General features: G+C 66.8%; 21 protein-coding genes and 1 pseudogene. 9 read left to right on the top strand and 13 right to left on the bottom strand.

Annotated features, from left to right (window positions below; all coding sequences use genetic code 11):
- Positions 1-40: 40 nt before the first annotated feature.
- Together JO236_RS06035 and JO236_RS06030 are read left to right on the top strand one after the other, a co-directional pair.
- Positions 41-1,183: an enolase C-terminal domain-like protein gene (locus JO236_RS06035; protein WP_293326102.1), complete on the top strand. Its 1,143-nt coding sequence runs from the start codon at positions 41-43 to the stop codon at positions 1,181-1,183.
- Positions 1,184-1,191: 8 nt separating this feature from the next.
- Positions 1,192-2,124: a ketopantoate reductase family protein gene (locus tag JO236_RS06030; RefSeq protein ID WP_293326099.1), complete on the top strand. Its 933-nt coding sequence runs from the start codon at positions 1,192-1,194 to the stop codon at positions 2,122-2,124.
- On the opposite strand, the gene JO236_RS06025 is transcribed toward JO236_RS06030, so the two are convergent.
- The 4 genes from JO236_RS06025 to JO236_RS06010 form a co-directional block, all read right to left on the bottom strand.
- Complete coding sequence (locus tag JO236_RS06025; RefSeq protein ID WP_293326096.1) at positions 2,081-3,022, bottom strand: hypothetical protein; 942 nt, start codon at positions 3,020-3,022, stop codon at positions 2,081-2,083. The genes JO236_RS06030 and JO236_RS06025 overlap by 44 nt on opposite strands.
- Positions 3,023-3,073: 51 nt before the next feature.
- On the bottom strand, positions 3,074-4,432 hold the full coding sequence (locus JO236_RS06020; RefSeq protein ID WP_293326093.1) for an amino acid permease: 1,359 nt from the start codon (positions 4,430-4,432) through the stop codon (positions 3,074-3,076).
- A gap of 77 nt (positions 4,433-4,509) precedes the next feature.
- Positions 4,510-5,856: an MFS transporter gene (locus JO236_RS06015; protein WP_293326105.1), complete on the bottom strand. Its 1,347-nt coding sequence runs from the start codon at positions 5,854-5,856 to the stop codon at positions 4,510-4,512.
- Positions 5,857-5,858: 2 nt separating this feature from the next.
- Positions 5,859-7,004: an LLM class flavin-dependent oxidoreductase gene (locus JO236_RS06010; RefSeq protein ID WP_293326090.1), complete on the bottom strand. Its 1,146-nt coding sequence runs from the start codon at positions 7,002-7,004 to the stop codon at positions 5,859-5,861.
- Between the two features lie 220 nt (positions 7,005-7,224).
- On the opposite strand from JO236_RS06010, the gene JO236_RS06005 reads away from it, so the two are divergent.
- Both JO236_RS06005 and JO236_RS06000 read left to right on the top strand, forming a co-directional pair.
- Positions 7,225-8,139 (top strand): alpha/beta hydrolase, encoded by a 915-nt coding sequence (locus JO236_RS06005; RefSeq protein ID WP_293326087.1) that lies wholly within the window; start codon positions 7,225-7,227, stop codon positions 8,137-8,139.
- 9 nt (positions 8,140-8,148) lie between these two features.
- Positions 8,149-10,305, top strand: a complete 2,157-nt coding sequence (locus tag JO236_RS06000; protein ID WP_293326085.1) for an acyltransferase family protein — start codon at positions 8,149-8,151, stop codon at positions 10,303-10,305.
- Positions 10,306-10,511: 206 nt separating this feature from the next.
- Here JO236_RS06000 and JO236_RS05995 read toward each other — a convergent pair whose 3' ends face one another.
- On the bottom strand, positions 10,512-11,207 hold the full coding sequence (locus tag JO236_RS05995; protein ID WP_293326082.1) for an Rv0518 family GDSL lipase: 696 nt from the start codon (positions 11,205-11,207) through the stop codon (positions 10,512-10,514).
- A gap of 182 nt (positions 11,208-11,389) precedes the next feature.
- Complete coding sequence (locus JO236_RS05990; RefSeq protein WP_293326080.1) at positions 11,390-12,655, bottom strand: acyltransferase family protein; 1,266 nt, start codon at positions 12,653-12,655, stop codon at positions 11,390-11,392.
- Positions 12,656-12,909: 254 nt separating this feature from the next.
- Between JO236_RS05990 and JO236_RS05985 the strand changes: the two genes are divergently transcribed.
- Complete coding sequence (locus tag JO236_RS05985; protein ID WP_293326077.1) at positions 12,910-13,344, top strand: STAS domain-containing protein; 435 nt, start codon at positions 12,910-12,912, stop codon at positions 13,342-13,344.
- 24 nt (positions 13,345-13,368) lie between these two features.
- Here the strand turns inward: JO236_RS05985 and JO236_RS05980 are convergent, their stop codons facing one another.
- Entirely contained in the window at positions 13,369-14,961 is a 1,593-nt protein-coding gene (locus tag JO236_RS05980) for an HNH endonuclease signature motif containing protein (protein ID WP_293326074.1), read from the bottom strand.
- Positions 14,962-15,068: 107 nt separating this feature from the next.
- Between JO236_RS05980 and JO236_RS05975 the strand changes: the two are divergent.
- A pseudogene (locus JO236_RS05975) lies at positions 15,069-15,272 on the top strand (type II toxin-antitoxin system VapB family antitoxin); the annotation flags it as partial.
- Positions 15,273-15,314: 42 nt separating this feature from the next.
- Here the strand turns inward: JO236_RS05975 and JO236_RS05970 are convergent.
- The 5 genes from JO236_RS05970 to JO236_RS05950 form a co-directional block, all read right to left on the bottom strand.
- Entirely contained in the window at positions 15,315-16,085 is a 771-nt protein-coding gene (locus tag JO236_RS05970) for a PP2C family protein-serine/threonine phosphatase (RefSeq protein ID WP_293326071.1), read from the bottom strand.
- 4 nt (positions 16,086-16,089) lie between these two features.
- Positions 16,090-17,493, bottom strand: a complete 1,404-nt coding sequence (locus JO236_RS05965; RefSeq protein ID WP_293326067.1) for a protein kinase domain-containing protein — start codon at positions 17,491-17,493, stop codon at positions 16,090-16,092.
- Between the two features lie 107 nt (positions 17,494-17,600).
- A complete protein-coding gene (locus JO236_RS05960; RefSeq protein WP_293326064.1) occupies positions 17,601-18,512 on the bottom strand; it encodes a serine/threonine-protein kinase in 912 nt (303 codons plus the stop codon).
- Positions 18,513-18,516: 4 nt separating this feature from the next.
- Positions 18,517-19,989 (bottom strand): AMP-binding protein, encoded by a 1,473-nt coding sequence (locus JO236_RS05955; protein ID WP_293326061.1) that lies wholly within the window; start codon positions 19,987-19,989, stop codon positions 18,517-18,519.
- Positions 19,986-20,966 (bottom strand): phosphotriesterase-related protein, encoded by a 981-nt coding sequence (locus JO236_RS05950; RefSeq protein WP_293326059.1) that lies wholly within the window; start codon positions 20,964-20,966, stop codon positions 19,986-19,988. The genes JO236_RS05955 and JO236_RS05950 overlap by 4 nt, the downstream gene beginning before the upstream one ends.
- Before the next feature lie 62 nt (positions 20,967-21,028).
- Here JO236_RS05950 and JO236_RS05945 point away from each other — a divergent pair, with 62 nt between their 5' ends.
- The 3 genes from JO236_RS05945 (at position 21,029) to JO236_RS05935 (ending at position 24,652) form a co-directional block, all read left to right on the top strand.
- Positions 21,029-22,750, top strand: coding sequence for an acyl-CoA dehydrogenase family protein (locus JO236_RS05945; RefSeq protein ID WP_293326057.1), 1,722 nt, complete (start codon positions 21,029-21,031; stop codon positions 22,748-22,750).
- A 295-nt stretch (positions 22,751-23,045) separates the two neighbouring features.
- A complete protein-coding gene (locus JO236_RS05940) occupies positions 23,046-23,777 on the top strand; it encodes a TetR/AcrR family transcriptional regulator (protein WP_293326054.1) in 732 nt (243 codons plus the stop codon).
- On the top strand, positions 23,714-24,652 hold the full coding sequence (locus JO236_RS05935; protein WP_293326051.1) for a R2-like ligand-binding oxidase: 939 nt from the start codon (positions 23,714-23,716) through the stop codon (positions 24,650-24,652). Before JO236_RS05940 ends, JO236_RS05935 begins: the two co-directional genes overlap by 64 nt.
- Before the next feature lie 27 nt (positions 24,653-24,679).
- On the opposite strand, the gene JO236_RS05930 is transcribed toward JO236_RS05935, so the two are convergent.
- Positions 24,680-24,926 (bottom strand): aldehyde dehydrogenase family protein (locus tag JO236_RS05930; protein WP_293326048.1); only part of this gene is annotated, 247 nt, incomplete at its 5' end.

Raw genomic sequence — 24,926 nt, 5'->3', positions numbered from 1 at the left:
TCCCTTCGAGCAGGCGGTGCTGTTCGCCAAGACCGGGTAGATGCGGATAACGGCGATTCGGGAGTGCTCGGTGCCGTTGGCCGGCTCCCCCGCTAACGCGATTGTCAACTTCTCCGGCCACACGGTTTCCTTGGTTGCTGTCGTTACCGACAGCGCGGTCGGGATGGCCTTCAACTCGATCGGGAGGTTCGCCCAGGGCGGGATCCTGCGCGACCGGATGATCCCGCGGGTGCTGGCCGCGCCGCCGCACGCGCTGCTGGACGACGCGGGGCACCTCGATCCGGCGGCCGTCTTGGCGTGCGCATTGACCGATGAAAAGCCCGGCGGACACGGCGACCGGGCTAGCGCGGCCGCCGCCCTGGAACTGGCGTGCTGGGACCACAACGCCAAGCTCGACGATCACCCCGCCTGGGCCACGATCGCGCGGCATTTCGGGCGCGAACCCGTCGCCGACGTCACGGTGTATGCCGCGGGCGGCTATTACTATCCCTCCGGCAACCTGGACACCCTGCGCGACGAGATGCGCGGCTACCTCGACCTAGGTTATGACGCGGTGAAGATGAAGATCGGCGGCGCGAGCATGCGCGACGACCTGGCACGCATCGAGGCGGTGATCGACGTGGTCGGCGACGGCGGGCGGGTCGCGGTGGACGCGAACGGCAGGTTCGACCGCGACACCGCCACGCAGTGGGCGGCGGCGTTGGCACCCTACGGCCTGCGCTGGTACGAAGAGCCCGGTGACCCGCTGGATTTCGCACTCAACCAGGCCGTAACGGCCTGCTACGACGGCGCGGTTGGCACCGGCGAAAACCTGTTCTCGGTGGCCGATGTGACCAATCTCGTTCGGTACGGCGGCATGCGGCCGGACCGCGACATCTTCCAGATGGACGCCGGCCTGAGCTACGGACTGAGCGAGTATGCCCGGATGCTCGAGGTGCTCGAGACGCACGGCTTCGATCGCCGGTTCGCGTTCCCGCACGGCGGACACCTGATCAACTTGCACATCGCGGCCGGTCTGGGACTGGGCGGATGCGAGTCGTATCCGGGGGTCTTCCAGCCGTTCGGGGGCTACTCCGACGACTGTGTGCTACACGAGGGCCGGATCGCGCCGGCGGACGCACCGGGTTTCGGGCTGGAACGCAAACCCGTTCTGGCCGAACTGATCTCCGAGCTGACGGCCTAGGAGCACACATGAAGATCGCGATCATCGGCTGCGGCGCAATGGGTTCCATCTACGCCGTCAAGCTCGCGGCCGCGGGCCACGACGTCCTGGCCATCGACAGTGACCAGTCCAGTGTCGACCAGATCGCACGGCACGGGTTGCGGGTCACCGGTCCCGGCTACGACCAGACAGTACCGCTTCGCACGGCCACCACGGCACCGGCGGAGGCGATGGACCTCGTCGTGTTGGCCGTCAAGGCCGCTCACGTGACACCCGGTGCACGGCAGGCACTTCGGATGCTCGGCGCCGCCACGGCGGTGCTGACGATCCAAAACGGCCTCGGATCGGCGGAGGTCGTCGCCGGCATCGTCGGAGACCAGCGCGTCGCGGTCGGAATAGCCAGCGGGTTCGGCGCCGCCCGGATCGCTCCCGGGCGCGTGCACCACAATGCCATGCGCGCAATGCGTTTCGGTGCGTATTCCTCGCTGCCTTACGCGGCGGTCGAGTCGATCGCGCGGGTGTGGGCCGACGCTGGCTTTGACGCCGCCGCGGTCACCGACATCGCGGCGATGCAGTGGGAGAAGCTGATTTGCAACGTCGCCTACAGCGCGCCGTGCGCGTTGACTGGGATGACCGTCGGCCAGGTGCTGGACGACCCGGAGATGGGTCCGGTCAGCCGGGCGGCGGCCACGGAGGCATGGGCGGTGGCCCGGGCGTCGGGAATCGCTGTCGCCGTTACCGATCCCGTCGCGCACGTGCGCGCGTTCGGCGCCGGAATGCCCGACGCGAAGCCGTCGGCGCTGCTGGACCACGAAGCTCGACGGGTCAGCGAGATCGACGTCATCAACGGGGCGGTCCCGCGCCAAGGGGCACGCGTGGGGGTTGACGCGCCCGTCAATGCGACCCTGACAGCGTTGGTCAAAGCCGTCGAAAGGCCTTGGGGCGCTGGCCATCGGGGCTAACTTCGCGGTCTAACCGGTGACCCGTCGCCAGGCTGATCACCGCGGCGCACAAGAAAACCAATTCCGTGGTGAGCGTGCCACCGATCCACACCTCGCCCTTACCGATCTGCAGATAGATGGACACGGCGGCCGACGCCGCCACCAGCGCGGCAACCCCCGCGAAGATCCGCCAGCCGAAGATGGCCGCCGCCAGCATCGCCAGCGCGATCCCGATCAACAACAGCGCGCCCGACAGGTTGTAGTCGCCGAGGGAGAACTCCAGTTCCCTGATGCCGACGTTGACCGTTCGCCCCTTGCCGACGGCCCGACAGAAGGCCACCAGGCCGATCAGGCCCAGCACGACTCCCCAGCCGCCGAGCAGCCGCTGCGCCACCAGCCGCGCCGCCGGCCCACTGCCGGCCGCGCGGATGGCGTCGACGGCGGCGTAGCGGGTTGACCAGGTGAACAGCAGGACCGCATGAATGGCGATCATCATCGCGTACGCCCACGGCCATTCGCCCAGCGACTCGGACACCGACAGTGCAATCGCCATGGACTGCAGGACGCCGAGCAGCGCGGCCAACCGCACGAAGGCACCGGTCAGCAGCAGCACCGCCAACACCGACTCGATGACCAGCACGGCCCAGCCGTATCCGTCGAAGTTGGGCAGCACAACATGTTCGATCAGCCAGCTGAACGGTTTGAACACCGGATGCTCGACGGCAAGATGCGTGTAGTGGTACAGCCCGGTGTGGCTGCGTTCACCGAAATCCGACGGGACCTTCCACACCACGTTGTACAACCAGATCAACCCGGCCAGCAGCCGAAGCCCGGTCAACGCGATCGCCCCGACGATGGGTGAAGGGGCCGTCGGCGAGAGCAGCAAATCCGCTCTGCGACGAACATCGGCCGCCTTCATCCGGCCAGTATCACACGCAGCGTCATCGACCCGGAAACGTCCCCGTTGCAGCTACAGACCCTGAGATTGCCGACTTTTGTGCACCGCTTTCGACCCGAAATACGCTGCGACCACCACCGTCCAGGACAGCAGGCTGAGCCAAAGCTGACTGCGTGCGGTGCGGTCGAACGCCATCTGCACCAGCACCGCGGTGATTCCGACGAGCGTCAGAATCGACAGCAGCGGAAAAAACCACATCTTCACACGCAGTTTTTCCGGAGGTGTCCGGCGACGCAGGATGATCTGGGACAACGCGATCAACCAGTAGACGAACAGAATCACCGCGCCAGACGAGTTGAGCAGGAACAAAAACACGGTGTTTGGCGCCAGCCACGCCATGAGGACGCAGCCGAAGCCGACCGTCGACGAAAACAAGATCGCGAAATGCGGGACCCCCCGCCGGCTGAGCCTGACCAGCCGCGCCGGCGCGTGCCCTCGGTCGGCGAGCACGAACAGCATGCGCGACGCGGTGTAGAGGCCCGAGTTCAGACATGACAGCACCGCGGTCAACACCACCGCATTCATCACCTGGTCCGCGCCGGGCAGCCCCATGTGTTTGAGCGCCGCCACATAGGGCGAGTCGCCCAACTCGACCGAATTCCACGGCAGGATAACGACGAGGAGAAAGACCGAACCGATAAAGAAGATCGTGATGCGCGCGACGACCGATCTCGTCGCTCTTTGGATCGCCCGCTCGGGATCGCGGCTTTCGGCGGCGGCGATGGTGACGACTTCCGCGCCCACCATCGAAAAGATCACCACCACGATGGCCGCGAAAACGGCCGCAACGCCTTTCGGGAACAACCCACCGTGCGACGTGAGGTTGCTGAAGTTCATGTGGCTGCCGGGCAGCAACCCGAAGGCAAAGGCGGTGCCGACGCCAAGAAAGACGACGATGGTGGCGACTTTGATTCCAGCGAACCAGAATTCGAACTCGCCGAAGGACGAGACGGAGAACAGGTTGGTCGCGGTCATCAGCATCATCAGACACAGCGACATCAACCACAGCGGCGCGTGGAACCAGTAGTTGAGCACCTTTCCGCCGGCCACCGCTTCGAACCCGACGACGATCACCCAGAAGTACCAATACAGCCAGGCAACCGAAAACCCCGCCCAGCCGCCCAACGCGTTACCCGCGTAATCGGCGAACGACCCGGTCGACGGATTCGCCGTCGCCATCTCGCCCAGCATCCGCATCACGAGAACGATCAGCAAACCGCACAGCGTGTAGGTCAGGAACGCGGCGGGGCCGGTGTCCTTGATCACCACGCCGGACCCGACGAACAATCCGGCGCCGATCACCCCGCCGATGGCGATCATGCTCAACTGCCGCTGCGACAGCCCTTGGCGCAGTTGGCCAGTGGTGTCCATGGCCTAAACCACAGCACATTGGGGGCTGCCGCACCACCGGACGCGCGAGGGCTTCTGCAGGGCTTCGGGCCCTCAGCTCACAGGTACAGGTCTCGGTCGCGGATCAGCGCGGTGGCGAGAGTGCTGATCAGCGCAGTCGCAACCAGATACCCGCACGCCAACCACGGCGTTCCGCCGGCGGCAGCGATCAGCGCGGTCAGGATCATCGGCGTGACCCCCGACGCGTATATGCCGGAGAACTGGTAGACGAACGACAGACCGGTATACCGGGTGCCGGTGGGGTACAGCGAGGAAAACAGCGTTCCCTGCGCGCCGTAGAACAACGCGTGCACCACGCCGAACACGAGGATCATGGCAAGCCCAAACCACACCAGACTTTTGGTGCCGAACAGGGCGAACGCGGGGTAGACCGCGACCCCGTAGGCGGCCACGCCGGCCAGGTAGACCGAGCGCGGGCTGAACCGGTCGGTCAATGCGCCAGAGACGGGCAACAGCATCGCCATCACCAGCGCGGCGACGGTCACCGCCACCAGCACCGACACCTTGTTGAGATGCAACGTCCGGGTGGCGTAGCTGATGGCAAACACGCCCCAGGTGTTGAAGGCCGAGCCTTCCGCCCAGCGCGCCAGCAGCCCGAGCAGAGTGTTGCGTCTGCCACGGGGCTCCCGGACGATATCGCGGATGGGCACGCTGGACGCGGCTTCGAGCTCCTCCAGCTTCTTGAAAGCCGGTGTCTCTTCGACCCGCAGACGCACCACGATGCCGACCGCGACCAGCACCAGACTCAGCAGGAAACCGATGCGCCACCCATAGGCGAGAAACCGCGACTGGCCTAAGACGGTCTCCAAAACCGCGAAGAAGCCCGTGCCCAGCGCCAGGCCTAACGCCAGCCCGACCTGCGGGACCGCGCCGAATCGGCCACGCTGACGCCCTGGGCTGTGCTCGACCGCCAGCAGCACCGCGCCGCCCCACTCACCGCCGAGCGCGAAACCCTGCAGCATGCGCAGCACCAACAACAGCACCGGAGCCCAGACCCCGATTCGCTCCGCGGGGGGCAAGACCCCGATCAGCGCGGTCGCGACACCCATGATCAGCATGGTCAGCGCCAGGCTGCGTTTGCGGCCGACCCGGTCCCCGATGTGTCCGAACACCAGACCGCCAATGGGCCGCATGACGAATCCGACGGCGAAGGTTGCGAACGCCAAAAGTGTTCCCACCAACGAACTTTCGCCCGGGAAGAACACTTTGTTGAAGACCAGTCCGGCCGCGGTGGCGTAGAGGAAAAAGTCGTACCACTCCACGGTGGTGCCGAGCAGGCTCGCCGCGATGACGACGCGCAACCGACGGCGTCGCTGCGACTCGCTTTCGTCGGGCCGCTTCGCCGCTCCTTCCGCCGCCGCGGCGGCGGGCAACGTGGTCGCCAAGGCTATTGCGCCGAGGCCGCCGCGAACGGCGTCGCCGAAGCCGGATGTGACTGACGGTTGGGGTGACTCCACAGGCCCCTGCGCTCGAGCAGTGGCAGGACGCCCTCTCCGAACCAGTAGGCCTCCTCCAGGTGCGGATATCCCGACAAAATGAAGTGCGTTATGCCCAGTTGCGAGTATTCGATCAGCCGGTCGGCAACCTCGGCGTGGGATCCGACCAGCGCGGTGCCCGCCCCACCTCGCACCAGCCCCACTCCGGCCCACAGGTTGGGGGCGATTAGCAGCCGATCGCTGCTGCCGTCGTGCAACTTGAGCATGCGACGCTGTCCCTCGGATTCGCTGCGCGCCAGACTGGCCTGCACCCGCTCCACATCCGCGGGATCGACGGCCGCCAGCAGCCGGTCGGCCTCCGCCCACGCTTCGGCGGAGGTGTCCCGGCTGATCACGTGAATTCGCAAGCCATACTGCAGTACCCGGCCCTGACCGTCGGCCAGCCCACGAATCCAGTTCAGCTTGCCGGCCACGGCCTCTAGCGGCTCTCCCCAGGTGAGGTAGACATCGGAGTACTTGGCCGCCACCGGCCCGGCGGACCCCGACGATCCACCGAAGAACACCGCGGGGGTCGGATCCGGCGGGTTGTTCAGCGCGGCGCCCTCGACCTGGATGTGCTCGCCGGTGAAGCTCACCGGTTCCGACGACGTCCATAGTTGCCGCACGACATGGAGAAACTCCGCGGTGCGGGCGTAACGCGCCTGTTTGTCCAGAAAATCCCCGTAGGCCCGCTGCTCGTGTGGCTCACCGCCGGTGACGACGTTGAGTAGCAGTCGTCCGCCCGAGTGCCGCTGGAATGTCCCGGCCATCTGCGCGGCCAGGGTAGGGCTGAGCAGGCCGGGACGGAAGGCGACCAGGAATTTCAGCGTTTCGGTGTCCTCGACCAGTATCGCCGTCGTCAACCAGGCGTCCTCACACCACAACCCCGTGGGTGTGAGCACGCCCTCGAAACCGTTGGTCTCGGCGGCCGCACAGATCTGCCGCAGGTAGCGCAGCGTGGCTGGTCGATCACCGTGCATCGCCGTGCCATGGCCGCCCGCAACCAGGTTCCGCGAATCCCCGTAGGTCGGCAGGAACCAGTGAAATGCCAAGCTCATTCGATAACCCCTTAGTCCAAAGGATCTATCGTGCGTGACGGGCGACGGGCGCACGAGGGTTGAAACCTGCCAGATTGCATCCACGAAACCGCCGGGCCCGGCCCCAACCGGCGCGCTCCAGCCCAATCCTGCGCGATCCAGCCGACGTGTCACGCCGCCATTACGACTCCCTTGCGATACGGCGTGGCAAGGGCATCAAATCCGGGTTGGCGCGGCAAGATTGAGCCTCGTGGCAGACCTGACTCGACGTGCGGTGCTCCGGATGGGCACCGTCGGCAGCGCCGGCGCCGCCATCGCGTGGGCGATGAGCGGCCTGCTGGATCCGCTGCAGCCCCAGGCGGCCACTTTGCCGTTCGTGGCGCCAGCCGCGGAGGCGCCGGCGATGCCCGCGCCACAGGCACCGGCCCACTTCGAGCCCCCGACGGCGGGCAAGGCGCTGCCGACCAAGCTCACCGGCTCGTTCGTCTCGGCGGCACGCGGTGGCGTCTCGACCAATTACGTGATCGCGATGCCGCCCGGACAAACCGAGATGCTGCGGCCCGTGATCGCCCTGCACGGGGTGGACGGCGACGCGAACCAAATGCTGGAAGCCGGTGTCGAGGACGGGCTCGCGAACCTGGTCAAGCAGGGCAAGCCGGGGTTCGCGGTGGTGGGTGTCGACGGCGGAAACGGCTACTGGCACAAGCGCGCGTCGGGAGAGGACTCCGGCGCGATGGTGCTCGACGAACTGTTGCCCATGCTGTCGTCGATGGGCATGGACACCTCGCGGGTCGGGTTCATGGGATGGTCGATGGGCGGGTACGGCGCGCTGCGCCTCGGCGCCAAGCTGGGCCCGGCGCGCACGGCCGGGATCTGCGCGATCAGCCCGGCCCTGTACACATCGTTCACCGGCAGTGCGCCCGGGGCGTTCGACAGCTACGACGACTACGTGCAGAACAGCGTGCTGGGGTTGCCGGCGCTGTCGCAGATCCCGCTGCGCGTGGATTGCGGCACCTTCGACCGCTTCTATTTCGCCACAAAGCAATTCGTCGGCCAACTCAAGAGCAAGCCTGCGGGCGGTTTCTCCATCGGAGGGCACGACATGGGCTACTGGCGGATGCAACTACCCAACGAGCTGGCCTGGCTGGCGTCTTAGAAGAGGGTTATGACTGTCCGGGAAGAAGCCCCCCGCCGCCGCCAAGTCGAGCGGCGGACCAAGCGGACCGCATTTCGGCCGGACATCGAGGGTTTGCGCGCCGTGGCGGTGCTTGCCGTCGTGCTCTACCACGCGGGCATCCCCGGGTCCGCGGGCGGCTACATCGGCGTCGACGTCTTCTTCGTCATCTCCGGTTTCCTGATCACCGGACTGCTCTGGCGCGAGGTCGCCAGCACCAATGCCGTTGCGCTGGGCCGCTTTTACGGGGCCCGGGCCCGCCGGCTGTTGCCCGCCGCGGCCACGGTCGGCGTTGCGACCGCGATCGGCGCGGCCGCGGTGTTGCCGCCTCTGCAGGCGCGCAGCGTCTTCGTGGACGGCATCGCGAGCATGCTGTATGTCGGCAACTACCGCTTCGCCGCGCAGAGTACCGATTACCTGGCCGCCGACCTGCCGCCGTCACCCTTCCAGCACTACTGGTCGCTGGGGGTGGAGGAGCAGTTCTATCTGGTGTGGCCGATGTTGATCATCGCGACCGCCTGGCTGGCGCGACGCCTGAACCGCGACGCTTCGCGCGCGACGCCGTACGCCGTGGTCCTCACGCTGGTTGCCGCCGCGTCGCTGACGACGGCCTTCTTCTGGACCCACACCTCACCCGCGTGGGCGTTCTTCTCGCTGCCCACCCGGGCCTGGGAGCTGGCCGCCGGAGGTCTGGTGGCGCTCTCGATCAAGCAGTGGCGACGCCTTGCGCTGGTGCCCGCGACGATCGTCGGCTGGGGCGGCCTGGGGCTGATCCTGCTGACCTGCACGCAGCTCGGGCCGGGCACGCCCTATCCGGGCACCGCTGCGCTACTGCCCGTGCTGGGCACCGCCCTGGTGATCGGCGGCGGGTGCGTCACCCGTAGCCTCGGGGTCGGCCGTGTGCTGTGCAAGCCCGCGATGCGGGCGATCGGGCGGGTGTCCTACTCCTGGTACCTGTGGCACTGGCCGGTGCTGATGCTCCTGCCGCCAATGCTGGGCGACCCGGGCGGCCTGCCGGGCAGGCTGGCCGCCACCGTCGTCTCCGCCGGGCTCGCGGTGGTCACGATGCATCTGGTCGAGAACCCTGGCCGGTTTGCCGCCGCCCTGCGCCAATCCGCGACGGCCAGTCTGGGCGCGGCCGGTGCCGCCACCGCCGTCGCGGCGTGCGCGTGTGCGGTGCTGCTGACGGTTGTGCCCGCGCCGGTGGGGCACGGGCCGGCCACCCCTAGCGCCAAGATCGTCGCCCTGCCGACCCCCGTCGGCCCCGCACCCGTGAGCCCCCAGGAGGCGCAGGTGCGCAACGCCTTCGCCCAGGTGCGTGACGCCGTGGCGGCCTCGGCGTCCCTGCGGGCCGTGCCGTCGAACCTGAACCCGGCGCTGGCCGCCGCGCCGGCCGACAAGGCGGCCGTGTTCGTCAACGGCTGCGTGCGCTCGTGGCGCGACGTCGGTCAGGCCGAGTGCGCTTCCGCTGACACCGCGGCGCCCACGACGGTGGCCCTGGTCGGCGACTCGCACGCCGCCATGTGGAACCCGGCGCTGCAGCAGGTGGCCGAGCAACGGCACTGGCGGCTGGAGACGCTGGCCAAGGTCACCTGCCCGCTGCAGGACCTGCGCATCACCAGCCCGTACCTGGGCCGCGAGTACACCGAATGCGAGCAGTGGCGCGGCCAGGTCATGGGCCGCCTGCAGGCCGAACACCCGCGCCTGGTGGTGCTGTCCATGAGCAGGCGCTATGGCGGCGACTTCGGCTTCACGTCGTACGACCCGGCCTGGATCGACACCCTGAACCACACTGTGGCCCAACTGCGCGGTAGCGGTGCGACCGTCCTGGTCCTGGGACCCGCCCCGGACCCGCACTCGTCGGTGCCCACTTGCCTGTCGGCGCACCTCGACGACGCCGGTGCCTGCGCGCCTGCCCGCTCGGCCGCGGCCAACGCCGGCGGCATCGCCGCCGAGCGGGCGGCAACCACGGCCGGCGGCGGCCACTACGCCGACGTGACCGACCTGTTCTGCACCGCCGACCGCTGCCCGATGATCGTCGGCAACACGCTCGTGTTCCGCGACGACAACCACGTGACGACTGAGTACTCGCAATTGTTGGCGCCCGTGATCGCAGCGCTGGCAGATCGCGCAATGACGGGCGGATGAACGGAATGAACTTGTCGACGATGACAAACGTCCTAACCACTGAAGGGTTTTGGAGGTTTTGAGATGACTCTCCTGTTGGTCTGCCTCGCAGCGGCCACACCGCTAGCCGGAGTCGGGCTGGTGCAATTGCAGGCCCGGCTGGAGCGCTGGTCCTACGAGCGGCACGCAAACGACTGAACCGTCGTCGCGGTCAGCCGCGGGACCGCTCAAGCCGACAGCTGCGCACCGATCAGCGGCGTGATCCTGTCAGCCATATACACATGCCCGTCGTCATTGGGGTGCACGCCATCGGGGCCGATCAGGTCGGGCCGGTCCACGAACCAGCCCTCGGCGATCGGATCGACCCATGCCGCGCCCCCTGCCTGGGCCGCGTTGTAGAGCACATCGCGGATCTGCAGCATGTCGGGGGGCACGTCTGCGGTGGGCCACGGCGGCCCGATCACGAGCAGCCGTGCGCCCGGTGCGTAGCGGCGGGCCAGATCGAAGCTCTCGCGCGCCTTCACGGCCACCACCTCGGGATCGACACCCTGGTCGTTGCGGGAGCCGAAAAAAACGACGAGGGCATCGTCGGGTTTGACCGCCCTGCCGGTCAGATCCTCGAAGATGCTGCCGTGATCGCCGCGCACGCCGTACCCGGCCCTGCCCTCGGCCGACACATCGGGCGTAATCCGCACGCCACGCGCGGCGAGGGTCTGCCAGGCGTGGGCGGGCCACGACTTCGGGCCCACACCGCCCTCGTCGGTGCCGGTCGTATACGAGTCACCGATCACCGCGACGCGGGCCAGCCGGAAGTCGCGAGTAAGCATTTCGTAAGCCCGCACGCGCACGGCGTCGTGGATACCCCCGATGACCAACATGCCGCACAGGGCAACGCCAACGACGACCGTGGTCAGACGACTCACTACTTAACCTCCGGCGTAAACGGCGTCGTCGCAGGAATTCTCTTCAAGGGTGCCACCGCTGCCGCGGCAGCGCTGGCATCAAACACGTGGCACATCGATGCGCCGCGGAAGCCCGTTGTACGCCAACACTTTACGTGAACCTGGCGGTAGGCCGTCGGCTGCGACCAAAAGCGCGGTGCTGCTCACACCGCGCGGCGCGAAACCGCTTCCAGCGCACCGTCGATGGGGTGCAGGCGGGTGCCTACCGACTCGCCGGGATCGGGTGCCGCGTCGGCGGCGCGCACGCCAGCCCGGCCGCCAACCATTCTTCGCATCCATCGGCGGGCGGGCTCTTCGACGAAGTGATACATCAGGATCGAGATCCCCACGGCGATCGCGAGGAGGCCGAAAACGTTCCATTTCCACGGATCGTCCTGCGGCTTGAGCTCGAACTGTTCGACGGCCCATCCCCAAGATGTGTGCACGAGCTCGTGCACCATGTACAAGCAGAACGAGATCTCGCCGCCGTACACCATCAGCCGCGTCGAGAGCAGCCTCGGCAGGCTGCCCCAGCCGATCGCCAGCGTCATCACCAGCGGAACGAACAACACGTCGACCAACCCGCTGCTGTCGTACACCCCGGGGATGGGATGCGCGTCAAGCAGGTAGAGGATGCCCACGATCGCGGTGGCAAGCAGCAGGGAGACGTACCCGGTGACCCGGCGGGCGCGATCGGTCGGCCGCAGCCTGCGCACTGCGGCGCAAGCCAACGCGCCCGCGACGAACTGCGTCACGATTCGCGGCAACCAACTCCACGGTGTGTAGAACTGGCCGCTGGCCAACAGCAAGACCGCCGGCGGCAACGACGCCGCGAAAGCCAGCAGCACCAGGCTGCGCGCCCGCGTCGCGTGCGTCATCCGGAAAATCACCAGGACAACCCCGCCGAAGAGCAGATAGGCCAGCCACTCCGCGCTGATCGACCAGGCCGGTCCGTCCCAACTGGAGCCATCGAAGAACGGCTGGAACCACAACTGGACCAGCAGCACCTGGCGTATGTAACTGATCGCGGTGAGGTCGCGCACCTCCGGCAACGGCACGTGCCCGACGTGCAGACTCAGGATCACCAAGAGGGCGGCCAGGTGCAGTGTCACCAAATACACCGGCCACACCCTGGCCAGCCGCAGCCACAGGAAATGCAGAGTGGCCCGTATCGACCACGTCTGGCCCATGCGATCGAGATAGTTCCAGGTCAGCACGAACCCACTCAGGATGAAGAAGAGGTCGACGCCTTGGGCGCCACAGTTGAGCACCGGTGCGAGGGCCTCGCGGAAATCGGGCGACGCATCGTTGACCATGGGCCGGAAGTGAAATAGCACCACCCAAACCGCGGCGACGATGCGGAGCCCCGTCAGGGCCCTGATCTCGCCGCCGAGCCGGCCCGTGATGTCTCCCGCGCGCACAGTCTTCATCTCGCGTTCTTTACGCCTTCTGCGTGCTTTGCGTTCTCGTTCGGCTGACCGGGCGATTCCGTCATGCCACAGTCCCCCGACTGGCAACCGGCAGCCCAAGCAGCGTAACAGCGCCACGGCCAGGACACCGTGAGGGCAGCTCCGGGAACGCGAACCCATTTCTTTTAGCAAAGAGTTAGACGTGACTTTCGGTCTCCTTATGTTTTGCGGGCACATTGGAACAAAGCCACTGCGAACGTCCGGGGAGACTGCACATGACCATTGCGATCACCAGGCCGGATAATCACACGTTCGACTGCGGTGGCGCTCGGATCCGTGCGCACTGTCGTCATCTGGCGACGGTGGTGACTATTCGGGGCGAAATCGACGCGGTCAATGTCGACCGGGTCGGCGACTACATCAGGCGTTTCATCTCGGGAACGGACGCTGTCGTGCTCGACCTGAGTGACGTGGATGACGTGTCGTCGGCCGCCATCTCGCTCTTGCACACATTCGACGATGACTGCCACGCCGCCGGGGTGGAGTGGACATTGGTCGCGAGCCCAGCCGTCATCGACTTGCTGGGCGACGGCCGGGACGAAACCGCGTTTCCGATGACACGCTCGGCGCGGGAGGCGCTCCGCAATCTGGCTGACGCGATCGTCAGCCGCCGTCAGCTGGTGCTGCCGCTGATCAAGAAGACCGCCTGAACACGTGATGATCTGACACCCGCCTCAGAATGGCGGGTCGTCGGGCAGGGGTGCCGGTTTGGGTGGCTTCCAGTCGGGGGGCAGTTCCTCGGGTTCTCGCGGGTCGTTGACCCACGTGCAGAACGGGCTGTTGCTGGATTCCCCCTTGAAGAGAAAGAGCATGTCGCGCATGTGGTTTCGGAATTTGCGCCCGGCGATCTCCTGTTTGCGGGCTGTGGCCAGCACGCGCTGGACCTCGTTGAGCGGTCTTTGATCACGATTATGCTTGCGCGCCGCAGCGATTCGGGTGCTGCGCTGCTGGGCTCGGCTGCGTCGGTTTCGCGTCGGAGCGGCGCAGGCGGGTCTGTGTAGCGCCGGGAAGAGGTCGATACCGGCCGGGGACGTGCGATACGTCCGCCCGGTCGGCGAGGTCCAGATGACGGTTCCATCGGCCAGTTGTTGATCTAGCCATCCACCAAATGTCTTGATCCTATGATGTTTTCGGCAAAGGCATTTCAGGTTCTCCAAGATGGTGAGCCCACCGGCGGCAGGGTTGAGGTGGTTGAACGCCACGGTGTGGTCAAGGTCGCAGATGCCAGCTCGGCGGCTGCAGCCGGGGAAGCGGCAGGTCAGGTCTCGGCAGCGCACCGCGCGCTCTAGTCCCGCCGAGGGTTGGTACCGCCACTCTTCGGCTGGGCTGGGCAGCGGATTGGCCAGGCGCAGCGAGGCCCCAGCGGCGGCCAACCTGCGGACCTGCTCGGCCTCGATCACCCCGTAGCCCTCCAGATAGCCGGGTGCCGCGCCGTCGCGCTGCAGGGTTGTGTCGGTGGTGATCACATTGATCACCGTGTGTACGCCACCCGCGCCACCTCCGGCGTCGGCACCTTTCGAGCGGTTTGGGCAATCCGTTTGCCCGCAGGTGCAGGTTAGTGCGCGACCGGCAGCCAGTGCCCCCAGCGCATCGGCGCGGCGTTGATCCAGCGTGCGCGGATCCCCCGCGCACACCTGGGTGGCCAGCTGGGACAAGCGCCGGTCGACCGCCGCGGCTGCTGCGGCGGCCAGGGTGCCGCTGATCTGGGCCATGCCGTTGTCAAGTGCGCTGATGTCGATGCGCCGCTGGTCCTCGGCGCCGGCGCGGCGCTCGCGCACCGCATCGGGATCCTTGACTTTCACCGCGGCATCCACGGCGTTGACGATGCGTCGCCGCGACCAGCCATGCCAGCGGCCGATGCGTGCGGCCAGCGACTCATCTAGGGCGGTGATCACCTTGTGATCGGTCACCAACTCGGTGCGAGCGATGATCAACCGCACGGTGCGCCAATCCGTGCCCCCCGCCGCCAGCAGCGCGGCCACCTTCGGCAACCTGTTGTCTAGCGCCTCGGCGTCCGAGACCACGTAACTGGCCGCCGCAGGGGACAGATTCATCGCCGCGGCCACCTCGGCGGCGACCTGCTCAAACGGGTCGATCAGTGCATACTGGCGCTGCTGGTCGACCTGCGCGTAGGCGGTGATGCGGTGGTGCAGCAGCTCGGCGACCGCGGCCATCCGCCGCGCCACCAACATCGACTCCTCCCGGTGCGTGGTCTCCACCAGCCCGACCAGGGCCGCCGGCTCCAGATCTCCCAATCCATCGAACATGTGTTCGACTATACATGGCCCCCCTGACACGAGAGCGCCGAGAGCCGCCCAGCCCGTTCCGCGTCCTGGGCAGAGGTACCTACTACCTCGAATTGGTGCCATCTACCATGGCCCTGAATATCAAAGATCCCGAGGTCGACCGCCTCGCAGGCGAACTGGCCACCCGCCTTCACACCAATAAGACCGGTGCCATCCGCAATGCCCTACACACCCAACTTGCGCTCCTAGATTCGAAAGCCGGCGACCGTCAGGAAGAGCTACTCGACGTCATGCGCACCGAAATCTGGCCTCTGCTCGCCGACCGAGCACCTCGACTAATAACGCGAACCGCGTCCCCCGGAACCGGCGTCCGTTTACGTAACCTCCAGCGGCACAGTCGAATCCGTCGAAGCCGCCACGAGGTCGCCAACATCGATCACCACGGCGGTAATGTTGTCCGGGCCGCCGGCCCGTCGGGCCGCCGCGATCAGAGCTGCGCATGCGTCAGGAGGATCATCCTGCGTGGCAAGGATTTCGGCCAGCACCCCGTCTTCAACCACGCCACACAGGCCGTCGCTGCACAGCAGGATCCGGTCCCCGTCCTGCACCTCCAACGCAACGGTCTCCGGCAGAGCCGGTGGGGGCATCGCCACGTAGCGCACGATCACGTTGCGGGCCGGGTGCTGCGCGGCCTCCTCGGCCGTGACCTCGCCCGCGTCCAGTAATGCCTGCACCAGGCTGTGGTCGCGAGTCAGCTGCTGTAACTCCCGCGCCCGGAACAGGTAGGCCCGGCTGTCACCCAGATGGACGACCAACGCTCGCGCACCCACGACCAGCGCCGCTACCAGCGTGCTGGTCGCACCCGCGATCCGGGGGTCGGTCAGCCCTTTGGCGTACAGATCATTAGACAGTTCCGCGACGGCGCGACCGAGTTCCTTGGGTTCGGCCTGACCATCCAGGTGCCGTTGCACATAGGTCGGCAGCAACTCGATTACCATCTCGGCGGCCAGTCCACCGTCGGTACTGGTGGCCACGCCGTCGGCAACGGCGAATAGGGATTGCCCGGCGTCGGCACCCCAACGGTCCTGATTGCTGGATCGCAGGCATCCGATGTCACTGAGCCCCGCAAAGCCAATGGCGCACACGGGTTTACAGTGCCTCGCGCAAAGCGCCGGCCAGTTGGGCGGCGGAGGCGACGGTGATCTGGGGCCTGTCGATAAGGGCTTCGTCGATGACGGCGGCCAGTCGTCTCGGGATGGTGGAGTCGCGCTCGCGGATCGGGACCGCATTGGAGTCCAGCACGACGCGGATCGGGTCCTCCCGTTTGGGGAACGTGCGTGGATAGTGGCCGGTGAGCATGAAATACAGCGAGGCGGCCATCGACCACACGTCGACGTCGGGCTGGGCGTGCTTGTAGTCGATGAGTTGTGGACGCGCCATGAACTGCATGGTCCCGGCGACGGATCCGGTCAGCGTCATTCCCGACAGCCCCGCTCGGTCGAATGCCTTGGACAGCCCGAAATCGGCGACCTTGGCAACTAGATCGGGGCCGTGACGGGCCAGCAGGATGTTGCCCGGCTTAATGTCGCGGTGTACCAGCCCGAACGACCCGTTCGGCAGCGGCGCGGTGTGCGCATACGCCAACCCCTCCAGGGCTTGCACGACCAGCGGCACGGCCCGGTCCGGCCGGAGCAGGCCGTCGCGTTGGAGCAAGTCTTCCATGCTGCCACCGGCGCAGTACTCGGTGGTGAAAAACCATGCTGCCCCGACCCTTCCGGATTCCCGGAAACCCACCACGTAAGGATGGTTGAGCGACTTGATGTTGACGATCTCGCGTTCGAACATCGCCCGCGAGCGCTCTTTGACGGCCACCTTGGCCAAGAGCATCTTCACCGCGACCACCTCGCCGGAGGATTGGCTGCGTGCCAGGTATACCACGCCCTGGCCGCCGTCCCCGAGTTTCTTCACCAGCTCGTAGCCGCTGATCTCGGGCAGCGCGTCGGTCGTTGGCGCCAGCTGGCCCAGCAGCGCGTCGATCGCCCTGCCCCGATCGGACTGACACCGCGCGCACACCGCCTCACCGAGCGTGCCCTGCGAATCTCCGGTCAACGAACCGCCACACGCCGAACACGCCCTCGGCAGCACGGTGCCGGGCAGCGTCGGCGCCGGTGGAACCGCGACGCCGACTTGAATCACTGTGTAGCCCAACGTGATCCGGTCGCCATCGACAAGATCGCGTTCCCGGAACATCAGACGGGCCCCCTCCTCGGGGGTTTGTCCCGGTTGCCGCCGGCCGATCTCCTCGCCGTTGACATACGTGCCGTTGAGGCTGCCGAAATCACGCACCCGAATGTCGGGCGGATTGATGTCGAACAGGCAATGATGGCGCGACACCAGCTGGTTGGCGCCGGGCTCGGGGTCGATGCGCGGATTGCAGTCGTCGGCACGCCCGAGGATGGCGGTCGCGCGCTCGTCATACCGGTACCGGGCGCCGGTACCCGGTCCCTCGACTATCGACAATGTCACTACCGGGCCCCCCGAATCGCTCTTCATCTCATCACCCCTCACGATTGTCGGTGGGCCAGCGCAAGGATAAGACGCCGCACCCTTCGGTCGGTAGCTTTTCGATGCGCCGGCTTATCGCTGCGGCCACCAGCCGGTCAGTCGGTGATGTTCAACTCGGCGCAGCGACTGCGGGGTTCCCACGTCATCGCCGGTGCGTCGGACCCGGGCGGGGGCAGATATGCCACGGCGCGGGCGAATTCGCCGGCGCTGGCGTAGCGATCCGCGGGGTTCTTCGCCAGGCCCCGGGCGATGACGACGTCCAGACCCACGGGGACGGCTCGGCGCGAGGTGCTCGGTGGTGGAACCGGTTTCGTGAGGTGACCGGTGATGATCTCGGCCTGCGAACCCGTGTAGGGGGTGCTGCCGGTAAGGCATTCGTACAGAACGCACGCCAGGGAATAGGTGTCGAGTCGAGTGGTTTCATCGCCTTTCCCGGTGAACGTTTCCGGGCCCCAGTAGGCCCACTGTGGCTGCCAAAATGGTTCGCTGCCAAGCCCGTTCAAGATGGGACCCAGCGTGGCCATGCCCAGCGGCAGGAGATGCGCGACACCGTCCGGTGCGACGAGGATCTTGGACGGCCGGACGTCGCGGTGGATCATGCCCGCGCGGTGCATGCCGTCAAGCGCGGCGGCGACGTGAGTGATGACGGTTGCCGAGCGCTCCGGAGTCAACAACCCTTGATGCCGCGCCAGCAGGGTGTCCAGGCCGGGCCCCTTGATCAGGTCCATCTCCACGAAAAGGTGCCCGTCGATCTCTCCCCAGTCGTGAATCCGGACCAGATGTTCCTCCCGGATCTGGGCCAGCGCCGGTATCTCGCCAGGCCACCAACGGCGCATCCCCGGGTCCTGTGACCATCCGCCCGTTGCGACTTTCAGCGCAACCGACTGGCGGCGGCGGGTGTTTACGGCTGCATAGACCTGGCCGATAGTGCTGTGTCGGATGCGCCCCCGCAATAGAAAGTGACCGAGATGCGACCCGACGCGGGGGCAGCCGTACGGATCGCGCATCGGGTCAACCGGCTTCCAGGGACGGCAACCGCGCGATGACCTGATCCCGGACCGCCGACCGCCGCGCCTTGCCGGCATCGTCGCGCAGGGGAGCGTCGACGAATTCGACCATGCGGGGCACCTTGTAGGCCGCGATCCGTTCGCGCAGAAAGTCCTGCACGCCAGCAGGATCCAGCGCGGATCCCTCGACCGTGTGCACCAGGGCATAGGGCACCTGACCCAGATCGTCCTCGGGAACGCCGACCACCAAGCAGGACGACACATCCGGGTGTGCCGACAACGCATTCTCGATCTCCGCCGGGTAGACGTTGCGGCCGCCGACGGTGAACATCTCGACGCGGCGGTCCGACAGGTACAGAAACCCGTCGGGGTCGAAATGGCCGAGGTCGCCCAGCGAGTCCCACCCGTCGCGCGTTTTCGCGGTCGTGCCGATGTAGCGGTACGACGGCACACTGCCGGGGCTTGGCCGCATGTAGATTTCGCCGACCACGCCGGGCGCACAGGGGTTTCCGTCGTCGTCGAGCACCTTCATCTCGCCCATGACCACCACACCGACGGACCCGCGGTGGGTCAGCCACTGGTCGCCGGAGATGAAAGTCATCGCCTGAAATTCGGTGCCACCGTACAGCTCCCAAACTTTCTCCGGACCCAGTAAGTCGATCCACGCTTGCTTGATGGCCGGCGGGCACGGTGCGCCCAGGTGCCAGAACCGCCGGATCGAGGACAGGTCATAGGAATCCGGATCGGCGCGGTAGACCGGCAGCGCCCGCTGCATCATCGTCGGCACCGTGGTGACGAGTTGAGGGCGATGCTCGGTGATCAGCCGCAGGAACTCGCGCGGGTCGAACCGGCCCATCAGCACCAGGTGCTGGCCCATCACCAGCGCGACCGCTGTGGAGGTGAAACCAATGGTATGCGTCAGCGGCACCGGCACCAGCACGGTATCGCCCTGCTGGCTGCCCACGGCGTAGCCCAGTTCCGGCCCGAGCCGGCTGTCGCCGCCCGCCTCGATCAACTTGGGCCGCCCAGTGCTGCCGCCGGAGCCTATCGACCGCCAGCACGGTGACACCGCTTCGGGCAACGGGGCATCCGACAACGCCTGATCGGGGACGAAACCTGCAGGAACACTTGGTATTCCGGGGTACGTTCGCCCCACCAGCAGCGCGCGTGGCCGCAGTTCCAGCAGGCCCTCGAACTCTGCGTCGGGCAACCGCGCCGACAGCGGCTGCGGCACCGCGCCCAGCTTCCAGCACGCCACCAAGGCCTGTACACACTCGATCGAGTTGGGCAGGACGATCGTCACGTAGTCGCCGACGCCGACACCGCGTTCGGCATACGCGCGGGCTAGTCGATTGGCCGACGACTCGAGTTCGCCCCGGGTCAGCGTCACCCCGTCGCAGCTGACCGCCGGCTCGTCGGGCGCCAAAGCCGCCAGCGCGGAGACCTGGGTGCCGATCGGGGGGACCGGCTGGGTCACGAGTAAGCGCCCTGCCGCTCGAAGATGCGGCGCGGATTGTCCACCAGCATGGTGTGCAGCTGTTCTTCGGTGACGCCGCGTTCTTTCAAAGCGGGAATCACGTCGTTGTGGATATGCAGGTAGTGCCAATTCGGCATCGCCACCGGCACCAATTCCTCGGGCACGGCGTCCCAGTAGCAGTTGGCGTCGTGGGAGAGCACCATCTTGTCGGCGTGCCCGCGCTCGCACATCTGCGCCACGATGTTCACCCGGTCCTCGAACGGGATGATCACGTCGATGCCGAACCGGTCCATCCCCAGGTAGGAACCGGACGCGATCAGCTCTTCGAGGTAGCCGACGTCGGTGCTGTCACCGGAGTGCCCGATGACCACCCGGCTCAGGTCGACGCCCTCCTCTTCGAAGATGCGCTGCTGTTCGAGCCCCCGCCGCAGCCCGGCATGGGTGTGGGTGGAGATCGGGACGCCGGTGCGCTTGTGCGCCTGGGCAACCGCGCGCAGCACGCGCTCGACGCCCGGGGTGATCCCGGGTTCGTCGGTGGCGCACTTGAGGATTCCCGCCTTGATGCCGGTGTCGGCGATGCCCTGCTCGATGTCGCGGACGAACATGTTCGTCATGGTCTCCGGGCCGCCGAACGCGGCGCCCGGGCCCATGTAGTGGAAGCAGAACGGCACGTCGTTGTAGGTGTAAAGCCCAGTCGCCACAACGATATTCAGCTCCGTGGCCGCGGCCACCCGGGCGATCCGCGGGATGTAGCGGCCCAGCCCGATCACGGTGAGGTCCACGATGGTGTCCACCCCGCGCGACTTCAACTCGTTGAGCCGGTCGATCGCGTCGGCCACCCGCTTGTCCTCGTCGCCCCACGCTTCGGGATAGTTCTGCGCGACCTCGGTGGTCATGATGAAGACGTGCTCATGCATGAGCGTCACGCCGAGCTCGGCCGTACCGATGGTGCCGCTGGCGGTATTGACTTCTGACACGTCTCCGATGCTAAGTCGCTGGGGCGGTTCACCAACAGAGCCGTTTGCAGTACGTTCGCCCCATGCTGCTCAATCCCAACCGCTTGCAACGCAAATACCCGGACCGTCGCTCGGGGGAGATCATGGCGGCGACGGTGGATTTCTTCGAGTCCCGCGGCAAGGCGCGGCTCAAGAAAGACGACCACGACCGCGCGTGGTACTCCGACTTCCTCGAGTTCATCGGCAGGGAACGCATCTTCGCCTCGCTGCTGACGCCGGCGGAATACGGCGCTTCGGATGACTGTCGCTGGGACACCTACCGGCTCAGCGAGTTCGCCGAGATCGTCGGCTTCTACGGACTGAGCTATTGGTATCCGTTTCAGGTGACCGCCCTGGGCCTGGGGCCGATCTGGATGAGCGACAACGAGGACGCCAAGCGTAAGGCCGCCGCCCAGCTGGAACAGGGCGAGGTGTTCGGCTTCGGTCTGTCCGAGCAGACCCACGGCGCCGACGTCTACAAGACCGACATGATCCTGACGCCGTCGGAGCACGGCTGGGTCGCCAACGGCGAGAAGTACTACATCGGCAACGCGAACGTCGCCCGCATGGTGTCTACCTTCGGCAAGATCGACGGCACTTCAGAAAACTCGGAGTACGTCTTCTTCGCCGCGGACTCCCAACACGACCGCTACGAGCTGATCAAGAACGTGGTGAACTCGCAGAACTACGTCGCCAATTACGCGCTGCGCGACTACCCCGTCACCGAGGCCGACCTGCTGCACCGCGGCCCAGCCGCCTTCCACGCCGCACTGAACACCGTCAACGTCTGCAAGTACAACCTGGGCTGGGGCGCCGTGGGCATGTGCACCCACGCCATGTACGAGGCCGTCACCCACGCGGCCAACCGTCACCTCTACGGCACCGTGGTGACCGACTTCAGCCACGTGCGGCGGCTGCTGACCGACGCCTACGTGCGGCTGGTCGCCATGCGGCTGGTCGCCAGCCGCGCGTCGGACTACATGCGCAGCGCGTCCGCCGCCGACCGCCGCTACCTGCTGTACAGCCCGCTCACCAAGGCCAAGGTCACCAGCGAGGGCGAGCGCGTCATCATCGCGCTGTGGGACGTGATCGCGGCCAAAGGGGTGGAGAAGGACACCTTCTTCGAGACGGTGGCCCGCGAGATCGGCTTGCTGCCGCGGTTGGAGGGCACCGTCCACATCAACATCGGGTTGCTGGCCAAGTTCATGCCCAACTACCTGTTCGCCGCTGACGCGTCGCTGCCGCTGATCTCCCGCCGCGACGACGCGGGTGACGACTCGTTCCTGTTCGCCCAGGGACCCACGGGCGGCCTGGGCAAGGTGCGCTTCCACGACTGGCGCGCGCCCTTCGAGGGCTACTCCCACCTGCCTAACGTGGCGCTGCTGCGCCAGCAGATCGACGTGCTCGCCGACATGCTGGCCAGCGCCACCCCGGATGCCGTGCAGCAGAAGGACATCGACTTCGCCTTCGGCGTGGGACAACTCTTCGCCCTGGTGCCCTACGCGCAGCTGATCCTCGAGGAGGCGGCGCTGACCGGCTTGGACAAGGCCGGCGATGTCGCCCTGATCGACGAGATCTTCGCCCTGCTGGTCCGCGACTTCAACAGTTACGCCGTTGAACTGCACGATAAGTCGGCGACGACGGACGAGCAGGCGCGGTTCGCGATGCGGATGATCCGGCGGCCGGCACACGACCCGGCGCGTTACGAGCAGGTCTGGAAGGAGCACGTCTTCCCGCTCAACGGCGCCTACCAGATGCGCCCCTGAGGATCGCTTGAGCCAGCGGCGCGTCTGTGGCCACCACCGCCCTGGCCGCGTAGCCGGCGCTCAGTCCGCGCGCTGCTGGTGCCAGTTCTTTGCTGGTTGCATACCGCTGGTCGGGGCCTTTGGCCATGCCTTTGGCCGTGACCCGGTCTAGTTCGTCGGACGCAGCCGCCGTTTAGCTCCCCCTGCGTACGGCCAGACGTACGTTGGGAATTGAAGGTAGCAGCTTGACTGTGACGCAGCGCACACTACAATGACCAGTGGTCATCCACGCCAGGTGGCAGGCAAGGGGGCCCGTATGCCGACGGTGACATGGGCGCGTGTCGACCCGGCACGCCGCGCGGCCGTGATCGAAGCGGCCGAGGCCGAATTCGGCGCGCACGGATTTTCCAATGGCAGCCTCAACGTCATCGCCCGCAAAGCGGGGGTTGCCAAGGGCAGCCTGTTTCAGTACTTCGCCGACAAGCGGGATCTCTTCGCGTTCATCGCCGACATCGCCAGCCAGCGGGTGCGCGCCTACATGGAGGACCTCATCCGCGACCTCGACCCGAGCCGGCCCTTCTTCGAATTCCTCACCGACCTGCTCGACGGCTGGGTCGCCTATTACGCCGAACATCCCCGCGAACGCGCGCTGCACGCCGCTGCCACGCTGGAGGTTGACACCGACGCCCGCATCAGCGTGCGCAGCGTCATCCACCGGCACTACCTGGAAGTGCTGCGCCCGCTCGTGACCGCCGCGCACGCCCGCGGTGACCTGCGGGCGGATTCCGACGGCGACGCGTTGCTGTCGCTGCTACTGCTGATCTTCCCGCACCTGGCACTGGCCCCCTACATGCGCGGCCTGGACCCCGTCCTCGGGCTCGACGAGCCCACCCCCGAGCAACCTGCGCTGGCCGTGCGCAGGCTCGTCGCGGTGCTGCAGGCCGCGTACTCCCCGATCCGGACCGGCATCACCGAGGAGGTCACATGGCACGGACACGTTCAGGCTCGATGGTCGCCGGAGGACTCAACTGGGCCAGCCTCCCGCTGAAGCTGTTCGCGGGGGGCAACGCCAAGTTCTGGGATCCGGCCGACATCGACTTCTCCCGCGACCGGGCCGACTGGGAGCGGTTGTCGGACACCGAGCGCGACTACGCCACCCGGCTGTGCGCCCAGTTCATCGCGGGCGAGGAGGCGGTGACCGAGGACATCCAGCCGTTCATGTCGGCGATGCGGGCCGAGGGACGGCTCGGCGACGAGATGTACCTGACGCAGTTCGCCTTCGAGGAAGCCAAGCATGTCCAGGTGTTCCGCATGTGGCTCGACGCCGTCGGCGTCACCGACGACTTACACAGCTATTTCGATGGCCTGCCCACCTACCGCGAGATCTTCTACGAGGAGTTGCCCCGCTGCCTCAACGCATTGTCCAGCGATCCGTCTCCGGCCGCCCAGGTCCGGGCCTCGGTCACGTACAACCACATCGTCGAGGGCATGCTGGCGCTCACGGGTTACTACGCGTGGCACAAGATCTGCGTGGAGCACGGAATTCTTCCCGGCATGCAGGAGCTGGTGCGGCGCATCGGTGATGACGAGCGACGCCACATGGCGTGGGGCACCTTCACCTGCCGGCGCCATGTTGCCGCCGACGACGCCAACTGGACGGTGTTCGAGACGCGCATGAACGAGCTCATCCCGCTGGCGTTGCGCCTCACTGAGGAGGGGTTTGCGCTGTACGGCGAGGACATCCCCTTTGGCATAACGCCGGACGACATGCTGCAGTACTCCACGGACAAGGGGATGCGACGGTTCGGGACCATCAGCAGCGCGCGCGGACGGCCGGTCGGCGAGATCGACCTCGACTACACGCCGGTGCGGTTGGAGGACACCTTCGCCGACGAGGACCAGAAAGCCCTTGCCGCCGTTTAACGGCAGGGAACTCGCGCTGGGTGCTCGCTACCCGACCCACACCGTCTTGGCGTTGCAGAACTCGCGGATGCCGAGGCCGGTGAGCTCGCGGCCGTAGCCCGACCGCTTCACGCCGCCGAAGCCCAATTCCGGGTAGGACACGACCATCCCGTTGATGAAGACCTGGCCGGCCTCGATGTCGTCGATGAAGCGCTGCTGCTCGGCCTCGTCATTGGTCCAGGCATTCGACCCCAGGCCGAAAGTCGTGGCGTTGGCGATCTCGATGGCTTCGTCG

It is taken from the genome of Mycobacterium sp., from assembly GCF_019247635.1.
Lineage (GTDB): Bacteria > Actinomycetota > Actinomycetes > Mycobacteriales > Mycobacteriaceae > Mycobacterium.
Note: the sequence above shows the minus strand (reverse complement) of the source record. Positions and strands in the feature narration are given on the sequence as shown.